Genomic DNA, 674 nt, shown 5'->3' with positions numbered 1-674 from the left:
GCCGGAGTAACACCATAGTCATCCACTATCTTTTTCAGCTTCGTGTACAATGAATCCGGAACTTCAAACTTGCAAGTACCATTCATATCCTTGTAAGTCTTGATAAGGTCATTGCTGATACTTTTTATTTCAGAGGCGTACTTACTTGTTTTGCGGATGGTCTTTTCGGTAGCTGCCTTTTGAATCACCTTGTACAAAAGCGATACCTGACGTTCGGTTACTTTCTTATTATGAAAGTTCAGATAACGCCTGATTACCTTAATCTCCAACGGCATTAAATCAACCTCAATGGGTTTTCGTTGTGCTTTTTTTGAAGTCTTACTTTGGGTACGTTTAGGAGTTGCAGTTTTCCTTTTTGTTGTTTTAGGCTTTGTTGCAACTTTTTTAATAGTGGTTTTCTTTTTTTTACTTTCACGATACTCCTTTAAAGCTGCTTTATACTGACCCGATTCTTTATCCAGGATATTTAACGGATGTCTGTCTTCGAGTTCAGGAAAACGCTTTGTGTTTTTGTTAAGATATGGTTCAACGATTTTGAAATGGTTATCAAGCATTTCCTTTATGTCCTTATCCTCATTATAGAAATCGGCAAATGAATCGAACTCTTTATGTGCTTCCTGTGCTGCTTCCGGCAACTTTTTGAAGTCAATATTTTTGGTGGCTTCCTTGTAATT

1 protein-coding gene is annotated in these 674 nt (G+C 37.1%); it reads right to left on the bottom strand.

Going from position 1 to position 674, the window contains the following annotated elements:
- On the bottom strand, positions 1-674 hold a 674-nt coding region (locus J1N10_RS20995; RefSeq protein ID WP_262328684.1), incomplete at both ends, for a hypothetical protein.

It is taken from the genome of Carboxylicivirga litoralis (assembly GCF_025499605.1).
GTDB lineage: Bacteria > Bacteroidota > Bacteroidia > Bacteroidales > Marinilabiliaceae > Carboxylicivirga > Carboxylicivirga litoralis.
The sequence above is the reverse complement of the archived record's forward strand: the minus strand, read 5'-3'. Positions and strand labels throughout refer to the sequence as shown.